This window comes from Streptomyces sp. NBC_00523 (genome assembly GCF_036346615.1).
GTDB lineage: Bacteria > Actinomycetota > Actinomycetes > Streptomycetales > Streptomycetaceae > Streptomyces.
Map to the genome: position 1 here is coordinate 2,983,723 of NZ_CP107836.1, position 15,476 is coordinate 2,999,198.

The 15,476-nt window shown below is 70.2% G+C and carries 15 protein-coding genes; 9 read left to right on the forward strand and 6 right to left on the reverse strand.

The window, feature by feature from the left end:
- Window positions 1–195 precede the first annotated feature (195 nt).
- The 4 genes from OHS17_RS13350 to OHS17_RS13365 all read left to right on the forward strand — a co-directional run bounded on the left by OHS17_RS13350 (window position 196) and on the right by OHS17_RS13365 (window position 5,707).
- Complete coding sequence (locus OHS17_RS13350) at window positions 196–1,179, forward strand: acyl-CoA desaturase (RefSeq protein WP_330312345.1); 984 nt, start codon at window positions 196–198, stop codon at window positions 1,177–1,179.
- Window positions 1,176–1,862, forward strand: a complete 687-nt coding sequence (locus OHS17_RS13355; RefSeq protein ID WP_330312346.1) for a TetR/AcrR family transcriptional regulator — start codon at window positions 1,176–1,178, stop codon at window positions 1,860–1,862. Before OHS17_RS13350 ends, OHS17_RS13355 begins: the two co-directional genes overlap by 4 nt.
- 177 nt (window positions 1,863–2,039) lie before the next feature.
- The gene (locus tag OHS17_RS13360; protein ID WP_330312347.1) at window positions 2,040–3,782 is read left to right on the forward strand and encodes an FG-GAP repeat domain-containing protein; all 1,743 of its coding nucleotides are present in this window, start codon (window positions 2,040–2,042) and stop codon (window positions 3,780–3,782) included.
- Between the two features lie 164 nt (window positions 3,783–3,946).
- A complete protein-coding gene (locus OHS17_RS13365; protein ID WP_330315244.1) occupies window positions 3,947–5,707 on the forward strand; it encodes an FG-GAP repeat domain-containing protein in 1,761 nt (586 codons plus the stop codon).
- 59 nt (window positions 5,708–5,766) lie between these two features.
- Here OHS17_RS13365 and OHS17_RS13370 read toward each other — a convergent pair whose 3' ends face one another.
- Entirely contained in the window at window positions 5,767–6,132 is a 366-nt protein-coding gene (locus OHS17_RS13370; RefSeq protein WP_330312348.1) for a VOC family protein, read from the reverse strand.
- Window positions 6,129–6,929, reverse strand: coding sequence for a trans-aconitate 2-methyltransferase (locus OHS17_RS13375; protein ID WP_330312349.1), 801 nt, complete (start codon window positions 6,927–6,929; stop codon window positions 6,129–6,131). Before OHS17_RS13375 ends, OHS17_RS13370 begins: the two co-directional genes overlap by 4 nt.
- 88 nt (window positions 6,930–7,017) lie before the next feature.
- Between OHS17_RS13375 and OHS17_RS13380 the strand changes: the two genes are divergently transcribed.
- Window positions 7,018–7,515 (forward strand): MarR family winged helix-turn-helix transcriptional regulator, encoded by a 498-nt coding sequence (locus OHS17_RS13380; protein WP_073864884.1) that lies wholly within the window; start codon window positions 7,018–7,020, stop codon window positions 7,513–7,515.
- Here the strand turns inward: OHS17_RS13380 and OHS17_RS13385 are convergent.
- Complete coding sequence (locus OHS17_RS13385) at window positions 7,474–8,259, reverse strand: response regulator transcription factor (protein WP_063822933.1); 786 nt, start codon at window positions 8,257–8,259, stop codon at window positions 7,474–7,476. The two genes, OHS17_RS13380 and OHS17_RS13385, sit on opposite strands and share 42 nt — an antisense overlap.
- A gap of 117 nt (window positions 8,260–8,376) precedes the next feature.
- Here OHS17_RS13385 and OHS17_RS13390 point away from each other — a divergent pair, with 117 nt between their 5' ends.
- On the forward strand, window positions 8,377–8,820 hold the full coding sequence (locus tag OHS17_RS13390; protein ID WP_164624299.1) for a GNAT family N-acetyltransferase: 444 nt from the start codon (window positions 8,377–8,379) through the stop codon (window positions 8,818–8,820).
- A 22-nt stretch (window positions 8,821–8,842) separates the two neighbouring features.
- On the opposite strand, the gene galK is transcribed toward OHS17_RS13390, so the two are convergent.
- From galK to galT, 3 genes are read right to left on the reverse strand one after another with little or no spacing between them, the layout of a single operon-like run.
- On the reverse strand, window positions 8,843–10,012 hold the full coding sequence (galK, locus tag OHS17_RS13395) for a galactokinase (RefSeq protein WP_330312350.1): 1,170 nt from the start codon (window positions 10,010–10,012) through the stop codon (window positions 8,843–8,845).
- Window positions 10,009–10,989 carry a UDP-glucose 4-epimerase GalE gene (gene galE, locus OHS17_RS13400; protein ID WP_164624303.1) on the reverse strand — a complete coding sequence of 327 codons (981 nt, stop codon included), beginning with the start codon at window positions 10,987–10,989 and terminating at the stop codon, window positions 10,009–10,011. Before galE ends, galK begins: the two co-directional genes overlap by 4 nt.
- The gene (gene galT, locus OHS17_RS13405; RefSeq protein ID WP_330312351.1) at window positions 10,986–12,029 is read right to left on the reverse strand and encodes a galactose-1-phosphate uridylyltransferase; all 1,044 of its coding nucleotides are present in this window, start codon (window positions 12,027–12,029) and stop codon (window positions 10,986–10,988) included. Before galT ends, galE begins: the two co-directional genes overlap by 4 nt.
- Window positions 12,030–12,265: 236 nt before the next feature.
- On the opposite strand from galT, the gene OHS17_RS13410 reads away from it, so the two are divergent.
- The 3 genes from OHS17_RS13410 (at window position 12,266) to sbnA (ending at window position 15,471) form a co-directional block, all read left to right on the forward strand.
- Window positions 12,266–13,936 (forward strand): sodium:solute symporter family protein, encoded by a 1,671-nt coding sequence (locus OHS17_RS13410; RefSeq protein ID WP_330312352.1) that lies wholly within the window; start codon window positions 12,266–12,268, stop codon window positions 13,934–13,936.
- A gap of 15 nt (window positions 13,937–13,951) precedes the next feature.
- Window positions 13,952–14,242: a hypothetical protein gene (locus OHS17_RS13415; RefSeq protein WP_330312353.1), complete on the forward strand. Its 291-nt coding sequence runs from the start codon at window positions 13,952–13,954 to the stop codon at window positions 14,240–14,242.
- A gap of 242 nt (window positions 14,243–14,484) precedes the next feature.
- Window positions 14,485–15,471 (forward strand): 2,3-diaminopropionate biosynthesis protein SbnA, encoded by a 987-nt coding sequence (gene sbnA / locus OHS17_RS13420; RefSeq protein ID WP_330312354.1) that lies wholly within the window; start codon window positions 14,485–14,487, stop codon window positions 15,469–15,471.
- Window positions 15,472–15,476: the final 5 nt, after the last annotated feature.

Below are 15,476 nucleotides of genomic sequence, written 5' to 3' on the forward strand. Positions count from 1 at the left end.
CGCCCCGGACGGGCCTTCGTGTCGGGTGGCGGTCCGGCCGGGGTACGCGGTGTGTGTCTACCCGGTATTCGCGCGTCTGTGCGCGGTGTTTCGCCCTCTCGTGGGCGGGCCTTCGCGCTGCCATACTTACGAGGCCGTAGGTTACGGGTGCGTAACCCGGCTGTCCGTCCCGTTCTCACCCCCAGGGGACTCCCCATGAAGACCAGCCCCGATGTGATCGAGGCCGCCGACCCGGCGGCCGGTGATCAGGCTCTTCCCCCCGCCACGCTCGGCGGGGACAACAAGCGGTCGATCGAGCAGATCGCGCTCCTGCTGTTCATCGTCCTGCCGTTCGTGGCCCTGGTGGCGGCGGTGCCGCTGGCCTGGGGCCGCGGTGTGAGCTGGCTCGATCTGGGTCTGATGGTGGCGATGTACTACATCGGCTGCCACGGCATCACGATCGGCTTCCACCGGTACTTCACGCACGGTTCGTTCAAGGCGAAGCGTCCGCTCCGTATCGCCTTGGCGGTGGCCGGTTCGCTGGCCGTCGAGGGTCCGCTGGTGCGCTGGGTGGCCGATCACCGCAAGCACCACCGGTTCTCGGACGCGGAGGGCGACCCGCATTCGCCGTGGCGGTTCGGCGAGACGCTGCCGGCACTGATGAAGGGTCTGTGGTGGGCCCACATCGCGTGGATGTTCGACGAGGAGCAGACCCCGCAGCAGAAGTACGCGCCGGACCTGATCAAGGACCCGGCGATCCGCCGGATCTCGCGCCACTTCATGACCTTCACGATCATCTCGCTGGCGATTCCCCCGCTGGTCGGCGGGCTGGTGACGATGTCCTGGTGGGGCGCGGCGACGGCGTTCTTCTGGGGCTCGCTCGTACGGGTGGCGCTGCTGCACCACGTGACGTGGTCGATCAACTCGATCTGCCACGCGGTCGGCAAGCGCCCCTTCAAGTCCCGCGACAAGTCCGGCAACGTGTGGTGGCTGGCGGTGCTGTCCTGCGGCGAGTCCTGGCACAACCTGCACCACGCGGACCCGACGAGCGCGCGGCACGGCGTGATGCGCGGTCAGATCGATTCGAGTGCGCGTCTCATCCGCTGGTTCGAGCAGGCCGGCTGGGCGTACGACGTGCGCTGGCCGGACGAGGCCCGTATCGAGTCCCGGCGCAACCGCGCGGCGGCCGACGCGGCATGATGGACGATGTGGCGACCGACTCCAGCGCAGGCAGCGAGAACACCCGTGCACCCTCGTCCCGGCGCGCCCGCCGGGTGCGGATGACGGGGAAGGAACGCCGCGAGCAGTTGCTGGACATCGGTCGCACCTTGTTCGCCGACAAGGGCTACGAGGGCACGTCGGTCGAGGAGATCGCGGCCCGCGCGGGGGTGTCGAAGCCGGTCGTCTACGAACACTTCGGCGGCAAGGAGGGGCTGTACGCGGTCGTCGTGGACCGGGAGATGCGCCAGCTCCTGGACATGGTGACCAGCGCCCTGACCGCAGGGCACCCGAGGGAGCTCCTGGAGCAGGCGGCGTTCGCGCTCCTGGACTACATCGAGACGTACACCGACGGCTTCCGCATCCTGGTCCGGGATTCGCCGGTCGCCCAGTCGACGGGCACCTTCGCCTCGCTGATCAGTGACATCGCGACCCAGGTCGAGGACATCCTCGGCCTGGAGTTCAAGGCCCGGGGCTTCGATCCGAAGCTGGCCCCGCTGTACGCGCAGGCGCTGGTGGGCATGGTGGCGCTGACCGGCCAGTGGTGGGTGAACGCGCGCAAGCCGAAGAAGGCGGAGGTCGCGGCCCATCTGGTGAACCTGGCCTGGCACGGTCTGGAGAACCTGGAGTCGAAGCCGCGGCTGATAGGGCACCGCAAGAGCTGACGCGAAGCCGCATTGTTTCATCGGTAAACCACTTCAGTCCCGGCAGTCACAGTTGTAGAGTCTGTGAACATCCCGGGAATGCCTCACCCTGCGTGTGACGCACTTGTGAAGGCCGTTCTCCCGGTTCCACCACGTACCCCTGGGGGGGCTTTGACTTCTGTGGAACCCGGCCGTGCCATGCCCGCACGCTCGAAGCGTGCGCGGCGGCTCGCCGCCTGCACCGCACTCGTTCTCTCGGCCGGCATGCTGCTGGCCGCTCCGGCTTCGGCCGATGACACGGCGCCCGCGCCGCACCGCGCCACTCAGCCGCGTGTGCCCGCCGCCGACGCGCAGCCCACGCTGACCCTGCCCGCGCCCACCGCGAAGAAGAAGTCGCGGGCGGCGCAGGCCGAGGGCGCGAAGGCGGCGGTCGTCCCCGCCCTGCCGCGTTTCGACGTCGACGGCGACGGCTACAGCGACACGTTGTACCGCGGTATCGACGGGCACTACTACCTCATTCCGACGAACGGGTCGGACTCGTACGAGTTCTTCGTGACCACCGGTGACTACGAGGAGCGTCTCAAGGACGTCATCACGCCGGGCGACCTGAACGGCGACGGCAAGCCCGAGCTGCTCACCCTGTCGGCGACCGGCACGCTCTCGATCCACCAGGTCCTGGGCACCAGCGACACCGGCTACGCGGACTGGTCCGGGACCGGCTGGCAGAAGTACAACAAGGTCGTCGCCGCCGGTGACCTGACCGGCGACGGCCGCGGCGACCTGCTCGCCCGTACGCCGTCCGGCGACATCTACCTGTACGCGGCCACCGGCAACGTCAGCGGCGCGCCCTTCAAGGCCGGCGTCAAGGTGGGCTACGGCTGGGGCTCGTACGACCAGATCGTCGGCGCCAACGACGTCAACGGCGACGGGATCGGCGACCTCTACACCCGTACGCCGGCCGGTGACCTGTACTACTACGCGGGCACCGGGAAGGCCGCTTCGCCGTACAAGGCCCGCGTCAAGGTGGGCTACGGGTTCGACACGTACAACCAGATCATCGCCACGGACGACTTCACCGGTGACGGCCTCGGCGACCTGATGGCCCGTACGCCCGGCGGCACGCTGTACTTCTACGAGTCCACCGGCTACGGGACCTTCCTCAAGCGGTCGGAGGGGGGCACCGGCTGGAACGTCGCGTCGCTCTTCACGGGCCAGGGCGGCAACCCCGACTTCGGCAAGAACGAGCTGATGGCCCGTACCAAGGGCGGCACGCTCTACTGGTACTACGCCAAGAACAACGGCAAGCTCAGCGCCCGCATCCAGGCGAGCGACAGCGGCGGCTGGGCGGGGGCGACCATCAACTTCCCGTCGTCGCTCGACAACGACGGCATGGCCGACCTGATGGAGTCGTACAACGGCACGCTGTACAACGAGGGTTCGGACCTCGGCGGCGGCTGGAGCGGCTACACCGCCATCGTGGGCCCCGGCGACCTGAACGGCGACGGCAAGGGCGACCTCCTCGGCCGCACCAAGGCCGGCGACCTGTACCTGTTCAAGGGCAACGGGCTCGGCACCAAGCTCGCGTCCAGGATCAAGGTCGGCTACGGCTTCAACACGTACAACAAGATCGTCGGCGCCGGTGACCTCAGCGGTGACGGCATCGCGGACGTCGTGGCCCGCGACACCAAGGGCAACCTGTACCTGTACAAGGGCACGGGCAGCGCCACCAAGCCGCTCAAGGCCCGCGTCAAGCTCGGCTACGGCTACAACACGTACAAGCAGTTCGCGGCCCCGGGCGACCTGGACGGCGACGGCAAGGCCGACCTGGTCGGCGTCGACGGCAAGGGCGACGTGTACCGCTACTCGTCCACCGGCACCGGCAAGATCAACAAGCGCGTCAAGATCGGCTACGGCTGGGACATCTACAACGGCCTCTACTAGGCCCGCGCGACCGCCTCGTCACGACGCCCCGTTCCCGCCCGCGCGGGGGCGGGGCGTTGTAGAGTCTGGGCACATCCCGGGAATGCTTCACCTTGCACGTACCGTGCCCGTGAAGGCGTTTCTCCCGGTTCCACCACGTGACCCCTGGGGGGGCTTTGACTTCTGTGGAACCCGGCCGTTTCGCCGCGCGCTCGAAGCGCGCGAGCCGGATAGCGGCCTGCACCGCACTCGTCCTCTCCGCCGGCATGCTGCTGGCGGCTCCGGCCTCGGCCGATGACTCGGCGCCCGCCCCGAGCGGCGCCACCGCGCAGTACACCCCCGAGCTCGGTGGCCGGCCGACGCTCAGCCTGCCGAAGCGCACGGCGAAGAAGGAGTCCGGCGCCTCCGACGCGGCGGGCAAGCAGTCCCCGTCCGCCGTCGTCCCGGCCAAGCCGCGCGGCGACCTGGACGGCGACGGCGCCGGCGACATGCTGTACCGGGGCCTGGACGGCAACACGTACGCCGTGACGGCCTCCGCGGACTCGCACCCGTACGTGATCAACAGCGACGACCAGTTCGAGACGCCCAAGGACATCATCACGCCGGGCGACCTCGACGGCGGCGGCATGGCCGAGGTCCTGACGCTGTCGGCGTCGGGCACGCTCTCGCTCTACCAGAGCTGGGGCACGGACGGCACCGGCTACGTCACCTGGTCGGGCAACGGCTGGCAGAAGTACAACAAGGTCTCCGCCCCCGGCGACCTGGACGGCGACGGCCGCGGCGACCTGCTCGCGCGGACGCCCTCCGGCGACATCTACGTCTACATCTCCACCGGCAACGTGGACAGCGCGCCCTTCAAGGCCGGTGTCAAGGTGGGCTACGGCTGGAACGTCTACGACCAGATCGTGGGCGCCAACGATGTCAACGGCGACGGCCTGGGCGACGTCATGGCCCGTACGCCGGCGGGTGACGTGTACTTCTACGCCGGCACCGGCGACGCGGCGAACCCGTTCAAGGCGCGCGTCAAGATCGGCTACGGCTGGGACATCTACAACCAGCTGATCAGCTTCGACGACCTCGACGGCGACGGCCTGGGCGACATCGTCGCCCGTAAGCCGGGCGGCGCGCTGTACACGTACCTCGCCAACGGCGACGGCACCTTCAAGGCGCGCATCGAGGGCGGCACGGGCTGGAACGCGGCGGCGCTCTTCGCCGGCGCGGGCGGCAACCCGGCCTGGGGCAAGCAGGAGCTGGAGGCGCGTACCACGGGCGGCAGCCTGTACTGGTACCAGAGCCGGAACAACCAGAACTTCTTCCCGCGTCAGCTGGACAGCTCGGACACCGGCTGGAACCAGGTGAGCCTGTCGCTGGCGTCCTCGCTGGACAACGACGGCTGGGGCGACCTGCTTCAGGTCTACAACGGCACCCTCTGGGTCGGCGCCGAGGAGATCGGCTCCGGCTGGCAGGTCTACAACAGCCTGACCGGTCCGGGCGACCTGAGCGGTGACGGCAAGGGCGACGTGCTGGCCCGCGACACCAAGGGCGACCTGTACCTCTACAAGGGCAACGGGCTCGGTACGAAGTTCGCGGCCAAGGTCAAGGTCGGCTACGGCTTCAACACGTACAACAAGATCGTCGGCGCCGGAGACCTCAGCGGCGACGGCATCGCGGACGTCGTGGCCCGCGCGACGGACGGCACGCTCTATCTGTACAAGGGCACCGGCGACGCCGCCAAGCCGCTCTCGGCCCGTTCCAAGATCGGCACCGGCTACAACATCTACAAGCAGTTCGCCGCCCCCGGCGACCTCGACGGCGACGGCAAGGCCGACCTCGTGGGCGTCGACGGCAAGGGCGACGTGTACCGCTACTCGTCCACCGGCACCGGCACGATCGCCAAGCGCGTCAAGATCGGCTACGGCTGGGACATCTACAACGGCCTGTACTAGGCCCGCCTGACCCACGGCGCCCCGTTCCCGCTCCGGCGGGGGCGGGGCGCTGCCGTGTCTCAGCCCGTGACCGGCTCCAGGAACTCCAGCCGGTTGCCGACCGGGTCGTGGCTGTAGAAGCGGCGGTGGCCCGGCAGGTTGTCGTCCCAGACCACTTCGGCGCCGCGCTCGGCCAGCCGGGCCGCGTACGCCTCGATGTCCGTGACGCGCAGGCCCGGGTGGGCCTTGCGGGCCGGGCGGAAGTCCGCCTCGATGCCCAGGTGCAGCTGGACCGGACCGGCGGCGAACCAGCAGCCGCCCCGGGCCGCGAGCACGGGCGGCTTCGGGAGCTCCGTCATGCCGAGGACGTCCGTGTAGTACGCGCGCAGGGCCTCCTCGCTGCCTTCCGGGGCGGCGAGCTGGACGTGGTCGAGCGAGGCGATCATCGGTTCTCCCGGTGGGCGACGGCGAAGATGCGGCGGAACGGGAAGACCGTGCCGTGCGGGCCCTTCGGGTAGGCCGTGCGCAGGAGGTCGCGGTATTCGGCGAGGAAGGCGTCCCGGGCCTCCTCGTCCTCGGCGAGGGCGGTGAGGACGGGGCGCAGCCCGGTGCCCTTGACCCAGTCCAGGACGGCGTCCTCGCCCGGGAGCAGGTGGAGGTAGGTGGTCTCCCAGACGTCGGCGGTGGTGCCGGGGCCGGTCAGCGCGTCCAGGTAGGCGGCGGGGCTCAGCACGGCGTCCGCGTGGCGCAGCAGGCCGCCGAGGCGGGGGCGCCAGCGCGGGGACTCGGCGAGTTCGCGCATCAGGACGTGCGAGGGCTGGTCGAAGTTGCCGGGGACCTGGAGGGCGAGGGTGCCGCCGGGGAGCAGGGCGTCCAGCCAGAGCGGCAGGCGTCCGGCGTGGCCGGGGACCCATTGGAGCAGGGCGTTGGAGACGATGAGGCCGTACGGCTCCGGGGGCGCCCAGGTGGCCGCGTCGGCCTCGGCGAAGTCCAGCAGGTCCGTGGCGTGGGCGCGGGCCCGTTCCAGCATCTGCGGGGAGTTGTCGTAGCCGGTGATCCGGGCGTGCGGCCAGCGCCCGGCGAGCAGGGCGGTGACGTTGCCGGCGCCGCAGCCGAGGTCGGCGATGCGGGGCGCGGGCGTGCCGGGCGGGTCGGGGACGCGGGCCAGGAGGTCGTGAAAGGGGCGGGTGCGGTGGTCCGCGTGGCGCAGGTACTGCTGCGGATCCCAGAGGGGTGCGGTCATGGGTCCCAGGGTCGATCCAAAGTATCTTGATGTCAAGACACTCGAATTCAAGAGACTTCATGTCGACAGACCATCTACACTGATCCACATGGAGGACGAGGTCGACCGTCTGGTCGCTGCATGGCGCCGCGAGCGCCCCGACCTCGACGTGGAACCGCTCGAGGTCCTCAGCCGCGTCTCCCGCCTGGCCCGGCACCTCGACCGGGCCCGCCGCATCGCCTTCGCCGAGCACCAGCTCGAACCGTGGGAGTTCGACGTCCTCACGTCGCTGCGCCGGGCCGGCGCCCCGTATCAGCTCTCCCCCGGCCAGCTGCTCACCCAGACCCTGGTCACCTCGGGCACGATGACCAACCGCATCGACCGCCTCACCAAGAAGAACCTGGTCGAGCGGCTGCCCGATCCCAGCGACCGGCGCGGCGTCCTGGTCCGGCTCACCGCCGAGGGCCGCGACAAGGCCGACCAGTCCCTGGCGGGCCTCCTCGCCCAGGAGCGCGCCATCCTCGGCGAGCTCTCCCGCCAGCAGCGCGCCGAACTGGCCGGGCTGCTACGCCAGTTGACCGCCCCGTTCGACAACATCCCCGGGTAGCTCCGGCTCCTGGGCCAGGTCGGCGGGGCCGACGCCCGCGCGTCTGGCCAGCGCCACCGCGGCCAGCGTCGAGTGGACGCCCAGCTTGCCCAGCACGTTCTGCATGTGGGTGCGCACGGTGTGCGGGGAGAGGAACAGCCGCTCCGCGACCGCCTTGCGGCCCAGGCCCGCCACCATGCACCGCAGCACCTCGCGCTCGCGCGGGGTCAGCGACTCGACCAGCTTCTCGCTCTCGGTGCGGTGCTTGCGGTCGGCCAGCAGCTCGCGCAGCACCCCCGTCAGCAGGGCGGCGGGCAGATGCGTCTCGTCGCGCAGCACCCCCCGGATCACCGCGAGGAGCCGTTGCAGCGAGCTGTCCTTGGCGACCCAGCCGCAGGCCCCGGCCTGGAGGGCGAGTGCGGCCCGGGCCGGGTCGTCCTTCTCGGCGAGCACCACCGTACGCACCGAGGGACGCGCCACGCGGACCGCGCCGACCAGGGCGATCCCGTCGACCGGTCCGGGCTGCCCGGGGCCCTGGCGCGGGGCGGGCACGGCGAGGGCGCCCAGCTCGGCATCGGCCAGCAGCACGTCATAGCCCCGGCCCTCGGCCGCCGCGCGCTCCAGACAGCGCAGCGCCGCCGGGCCGCTGCCGGCCGCGGCCACCTCGACGTCCGCCTCGGCCGCGAGCGCGGCGGCGAGTGATTCGGCGAAGATCCGGTGGTCGTCCACCACGAGAACCCGGATACGGGCCACAGGCACCCCCATGCTGTGTATGACGGGGCACCGACGCAGGCCCCCCGCCGCGCTCAGCGTACGGGCGGGGGCCACGGGGGAAAGGTAATTGGCGGAACTTGTCCAGGGGTGCGCCCTAGGGTGGGGCGCATGTTCCGTCTTGAGACAGAAGTGGACAAGGAACGGCGTGCGCTGCTGCACCGGGCGCTGCGGGACGACAACACCGCGCGCTCCCCGCACATGAGCGCCCTGCGCGGCACCCCGGACGCGCAGGAGGAGCCGCTGCACGTCTGGGCGCTGGATGCCGAGGGGCGCCTCGCGGGCGGTCTCGCGGCCCGGACCTGGGCGAGCTGGCTCCACCTGGAACTGCTGTGGGTGGACACCGCGCACCGGGGTTCCGGCCTCGGCGCGCGGCTGCTCGCCGAGGCGGAACGGGTGGCGCGGGCGGACCGGGCCTGTGTCCGCTCCCGGGTGGAGACCTGGGACTTCCAGGCCCCCGGCTTCTACCGGAAGCAGGGCTACGAGGTACGCGGACAGGTCGAGGACTTCCCGCCGGGCGTCACGGAGTTCACCCTCACGAAGGAACTCCGCTGACGCCCGCGCGGGCCCGCGCCGGTCAGACCAGCCGGCGCGCACCGGCCGACGGCACCGCCGGGAAGACGCCCGGGGTGCCGTAGCCGGCCGCGGTGAAGGCCTCCAGGACGGACTTGGCGACCGCGTCCGCCCGCTCCTCCTCGACCAGCACGATCGCCGAGCCGCCGAAGCCGCCCCCGGTCATCCGCGCCCCGAGCGCCCCGGCCGCGTTGGCCGCCTCGACCACGAGGTCGAGCTCCACGCAGGAGACCCGCAGGTCGTCGCGGAGCGAGACGTGCCCCGCCGTGAGGACCGGGCCCGCCGCGCGCACGTCGCCCGCGTCGAGCAGCGCGATGACCTGCTCGACGCGCTGGTTGTCGCCGACCACATGGCGCACGTACCGGACGACGGACTCGTCCGCGCCCAGCTCCGCGAGCCGGTCCAGGGCGGCGCCCAGCTCCTCGTACGGCAGGTCGCGCAGGGTGGGTATGCCGAGCAGGCGGGCGCCCTCCTCGCAGCCGGCCCGGCGCTCCGCGTACGCCCCGTCGCCGAGCGCGTGCTTGACGCGGGTGTCGACCACCAGGAGCCGCAGCCCGTGCGCGGCCAGGTCGAAGGGCACCTGGCGGCGGCCGAGGTCCCGGGTGTCCAGGTGCAGGGCGTGGCCCTCGGTGCAGCAGGCGGACGCCATCTGGTCCATGACCCCGCAGGGGACGCCGACGAAGGCGTTCTCCGCGCGCTGGGCGAGGACCGCGAGCTCCGCCGCGTCGAGCCCGAGGCCGAAGAGGTCGTTGAGGGCGAGGGCGGTGACCACTTCGAGGGCGGCGGACGAGGAGAGCCCGGCGCCGGTGGGGACGGTGGAGGTCAGCTGGATGTCGGCGCCGGTGACCTCGTGGCCCGCCTCGCGCAGCGCCCAGACGACGCCGGCCGGGTAGGCGGCCCAGCCGTGGCCCTCGTGGGGGGTCAGCCCGTCCACGCGGAGCCGGACGACACCGCCGGGCACGTCGGTGGAGTGCAGCCGCAGCTCACCGTCGGTACGGCGGGACACCGCGGCGCGGGCGGTGTGCGGGAGGGCGAGCGGCATGACGAAGCCGTCGTTGAAATCGGTGTACTCGCCGATCAGGTTGACCCGGCCGGGTGCGGCCCAGATCCCCTCGGGCTCGCTTCCGTACAGCGCGGTGAAGGAAGCGGTGAGCTCTGCGTGGTCCTCGGTCATGGTGCGGTGGGCTCCTCTCGGCGGGCGAACGTCCAGGCGTCGGAGACGATTCCGGCCAGGTCGGCACGGGTCGGCCGCCAGCCGAGCCGTTCCCTGGCGGTGGCGGCGGAGGCGACGAGGACGGCCGGGTCCCCGGCGCGGCGCGGGGCCGCGGTCTCGGGGACGGGGTGGCCGGTGACCTCGCGGACCGTCTCGATGACCTCGCGGACCGAGAAGCCGTTGCCGTTGCCGAGGTTGCAGATCAGGTGCTCGCCCGGGGTCGCGGCGCCGAGGGCGAGCAGGTGTGCCTCGGCCAGGTCCGCGACGTGGATGTAGTCGCGGACGCAGGTGCCGTCCGGGGTCGGGTAGTCGTCGCCGTAGACGGAGATCGACTCGCGCTGCCCCAGGGCGACCTGGAGGACCAGCGGGATGAGGTGGGACTCGGGGCTGTGGCGTTCGCCGAAGCCGTCGTACGCCCCGGCCACGTTGAAGTACCGCAGCGAGACGGCGGCCAGGCCGTGGGCCGCGGCCTCCCCGGTGATCATGTGGTCGACGGCGAGCTTGGTCGCGCCGTACGGGCTGGTCGGTGCGGTGGGGTCGGCCTCCGTGATGGGGCTGGAGACCGGCTCGCCGTAGGTGGCCGCGGTGGAGGAGAAGACCAGGGTGCGGACTCCGGCGTCGCGCATCGCGGCGAGCAGGGCGGTGGAGCCGCCGACGTTGTTGAGCCAGTACTTCTCGGGGTCGGCGACGGACTCGCCGACCTGGGAGTACGCGGCGAAGTGGAGCACCCCGTCGTAGGAGGGGTCGAGCCACTTCGCGGCGTCCTGGACGCGGCCCTCGATGAAGTCGGCCCCGGCCGGGACGCCCTCGCGGAAGCCGGTGGAGAGGTCGTCCAGGACGGTGACGCTGTGGCCGGCCTCGATCAGGTGCTGGGCGACGACACTGCCCACGTAACCGGCGCCACCGGTGACCAGGTACTTCTTCGGGGTCTTGCTCACTGGCTCGCTACCTCTCGCAGTCGCTGGGCCGCGGTCTCCGGCGGCACGTCGTTGATGAACACGCTCATGCCGGATTCGGAACCCGCGAGGAACTTCAGCTTGCCGGAGGTCCGTCGGATGGTGAAAAGCTCGAGGTGGAGCCCGAAGTCCTCACGCCCGGGGACCCCGAACGGCGCCTGGTGCCAGGCGGAGATGTACGGGGTCGGCGGCTCTCCGGGTCCGAAGATCCGGTCGAATCGCCTCAACAGTTCCAGATAGACCTGTGGGAACTCCGTGCGCGCCTCCTTGTCCAGCTCCCGCAGGTCGGCGACGCGACGGCGCGGGTGGAGGTGCACCTCGTACGGCCAGTGGGCCGCGTACGGGACGAAGGCGATCCAGTGCTCGGCGGCGAGCACGATCCGCGAGCCGTCCTCCTCCTCGCGGGCGACCACGTCGTCGAAGAGGTTGCGGCCGGTCTTCGCGTGGTGGGCGGCCATCGAGCGCAGCATCAGCTCGGTGCGCGGGGTGACGAAGGGGTAGCCGTAGATCTGGCCGTGCGGGTGGCCGAGCGTGACGCCGATCTCGGCGCCCCGGTTCTCGAAGCAGAACACCTGCTTGACCTGCGGGAGCCGGGCCAGGGCCGCGGTGCGGTCGGTCCAGGCGTCCAGGACGAGACCGGCCTGCTCCTCGGTGAGGTCCGCGAAGGAGGCGTCGTGGTCGGAGGTGAAGCAGACGACCTCGCAGCGGCCGGAGTCGCCGGCGAGCGAGGGGAAGCGGTTCTCGAAGACAGCGACCTCGTAGTCGGGCTCCGGGACCTCGCTCTGCCGGCCCTCGCGCGACGGGCACAGCGGGCACTCGTCGGCGGGCGGGTGGTAGGTCCGGCCCTGGCGGTGCGAGGCGATGGCCACGCTGTCGCCGAGCAGGGGATCGCGCCGGATCTCGGACGAGGTGGAGACGGCGTCGAGGGGGCGCGTGTCGACGGCCTCGCGCACGAGGTCGTCGCGGCTGTCGTAGTAGATCAGCTCCCGGCCGTCGGCGAGCGTCGTAACCGTCTTCTTCACCAGACTCCTCCCACCAAACATAACCCAACACAATGAACCACAAGTCAACAGATGCGTCAATGAGTCGACGGCGGGGGCATACGGGCGGTGCGAGGAGGATCACGGCCGCTTGAAGGCGGTGATTTAGGCAATACGATCACAAACAAACAAAGAACCTCATGGGAACTGTTCACTTTCCGAACACAAGAGCGTAGTTTCCTTCGGGTTCAGTTCGCGCAACGAAGCGAGACCCCCACATGCAATATCTGGCAGCAGGGCTCCGGCTCCCCACGAACGGGCTCGACTACACGATCCTGGCGATCTACTTCGTCGTCGTGCTCGGCATCGGCTTCGCCGCCCGGGCGAGCGTCAAGACCAGCCTCGACTTCTTCCTCTCCGGACGGTCACTGCCCGCATGGGTGACCGGTCTGGCCTTCGTGGCGGCGAATCTCGGCGCCACCGAGATCCTCGGCATGGCGGCGACGGGCGCGCAGTACGGCGTCGCGGTGGTGCACTGGTACTGGATCGGCGCCATCCCCGCGATGGTCTTCCTCGGCCTCGTGATGATGCCGTTCTACTACCGCTCGAAGGTGCGCTCGGTGCCGGAGTTCCTGCTCCAGCGCTTCGACAAGTCCGCGCACCTGCTGAGCTCCATACTCTTCGCCTTCTCGGCGATCCTGATCGCGGGCGTCAACCTGTACGCCCTGTCGATCGTCGTGGAGGCGCTCCTCGGCTGGCCGCAGTGGGTCGCGATCGTCGTCGCGGGCCTCTTCGTCCTCGTCTACATCACGATCGGCGGGCTCTCCTCCGCGATCTACAACGAGGTGCTGCAGTTCTTCGTCATCCTCGCCGCGCTGATCCCGCTGACCCTGCTGGGCCTCAAGCGCGTCGGCGGCTGGGACGGGCTGAGCGATTCCCTGACCTCGAAGCACGGCTCCAACTTCATGTCGGCCTGGGGCGGCACGGGCATCGGTGACGCCAACCCGCTCGGTGCCAACTGGCTGACGATCGTCCTCGGCCTGGGCTTCGTGCTCTCCTTCGGCTACTGGACGACGAACTTCGCCGAGGTGCAGCGCGCGCTGTCCGCGAAGAACCTCTCGGCCGCCCAGCGCACCCCGCTGATCGCCGCCTTCCCGAAGATGTTCATCGTCTTCGCCGTGATGATCCCGGGCCTGGTCGCCGCCGTGATCGTGCCGAACATCGGCACCGAGGGCTCCGGCACCACGTACAACGACGCGATCCCGCTGCTGATGCGCGAGCTGCTGCCCAACGGTGTGCTCGGCATCGCGGTGACCGGTCTGCTGGCCGCGTTCATGGCGGGCATGGCCGCCAACGTCTCCTCGTTCAACACCGTGTTCACCACGGACATCTGGGCGCGGTACGTGAAGAAGGACGAGTCGGACGCGTACTACCTGCGCTTCGGCCGGCTGATCACGGCGCTCGGCGTGCTGGCCTCCATCGGCACCGCGTTCATCGCCGCCAGCTTCTCGAACATCATGAGCTACCTGCAGACGCTCTTCTCGTTCTTCAACGTGCCGCTCTTCGTCGTGTTCATCATCGGCATGTTCTGGAAGCGCGCCTCGATGAAGTCCGGTGTCTGGGGCCTGCTCGCGGGCACCACGGCCGCGATGGTCAACTACTTCGTCATCTACAAGCAGGGCGTCATCGACATCCCGAGCGACCAGGGCGCCAACTTCGTCTCCGCGATCGTCGGTTTCGTCGCCGGCGCGGTCGTCATGATCGCGGTCACGCTCTTCACCGCTCCCAAGCCCGAGGCCGAACTCGCCGGTCTCGTCTACGGAACCGAGTCCCCGGGCGCCCCCGAGGTGCCCGAGGAGGGCGACAGCGCCTGGTACCGCAGGCCCGCACTCCTGGGCTGGGGAGCCATCGTGCTCGCCGCCCTGTGCTACGTCCCCTACTCGTTCTGATCGGAGTACCCCACCATGTCCGACCTGCACAAGGAAGTCTCCGACCTGGAGCAGAAGTCCGCCACGGCGGCCCGCCTCTTCGACATCCGGCGGATCATCGGCGGCCTCTTCGTGGTCTACGGGATCATCGTGACGATCGCCGGGATCAGCCCGTCCGACGCGGACCTGAAGAAGGCCCAGGGCGTCCACATCAACCTCTGGACCGGCCTCGCCATGCTGGCGCTCGGCCTGTTCTTCCTGGTCTGGATGAAGCTGCGCCCGGCCCAGGCACCGGAGCACGCGCCGGAGGACACCCCGGAGAGCTAGTACGCCCGTACGCGGCAGGGGCCGGACACCGTCAGCCGACGGGGTCCGGCCCCTGCCGCGTTTCCCGTGGTCCCGGCCGCCCCGGCCGCCCCGGAATTGTGAATTCCCTTTCAGGGCCGAATGTCATTCACCAATCAACCATTTCCACATGCTGGAATAAAGATTGATCGGACCGTCATTTCGTGCCAGGATCCAGGACGGCCGAGCAGCGACGGGGGTCCCTCGGCCAGGGGGAGTACACAGTGATAGCAGAAGAAGTCTATGACCTGGTGCTGGACGACGTCTTCGTCCGGCTCGACCAATTAGTTCCCGGCAGCATCCTCTACCTCAAGCTGGAAGGTCTCAATCCAGCGGGCTCGGTCAAACTCAAGACCGCGGTCGCCCTGGTCCGTGACGCGGAGGAGCAGGCCGAGAAATCGCGGCGCACCTTTCCTCGGACCCGGCTGATCGAGTCGACGTCCGGAAACCTCGGCGTCGCCCTCGCCATGGTGTGCGCGGCCAAGGGGTACGCGCTCACCTGCGTCACGGACCCGAATGCCAACCGCCAGTCGCTCCAGCTGATGCGGGCGCTCGGCGCGGAGGTCGTCGTCATCGACGCCCCCGACGCCAACGGCGGCTTCCTTCAGTCGCGGATCAACTACATCAGGCGGCGGCTGCGCCGTGAACCGCACACGCACTGGCTGAACCAGTACGCCAACCCCGCGGGCCCCGCCGCGCACCGGGACCGCACCGGGCGGGCCATCGTCGAGCACATCGGCCACCCGGACTTCGTCTTCGTCGGCGCGGGCACCACGGGGACGCTGATGGGCTGCGCGGCCTACCTGCGCGCACACAGCCCGCGGACCCGCGTCGTCGCCGTCGACACCGTGGGCTCGGTCACCTTCGGCACCCCGGCCGCCCCGCGCCACATCCCGGGCCTGGGCACCAGCCGGCGGCCCGAGATCCTCGACCCGACGCTGGTGGACGACCTCGTCCTCGTTCCCGAGCCGGAGGCCGTCGCCATGTGCCGCTCCCTCGCCAGGGAACGCGGTCTGCTCTTCGGCGGATCGACCGGGACGGTGCTCGCCGCCGTACAGAAAGCGGCGAAAGACATTCCGGAGGGGAGCACGGTGGTGGCCCTCTCACCCGATTTCGGTGACCGCTATCTCGACACCCTTTACGACGACCAATGGGTGTCGGAGCGCTGGCCCGACACGAACAACGGAACAATGCCTCGGGCTCAGGCCTGACAAGG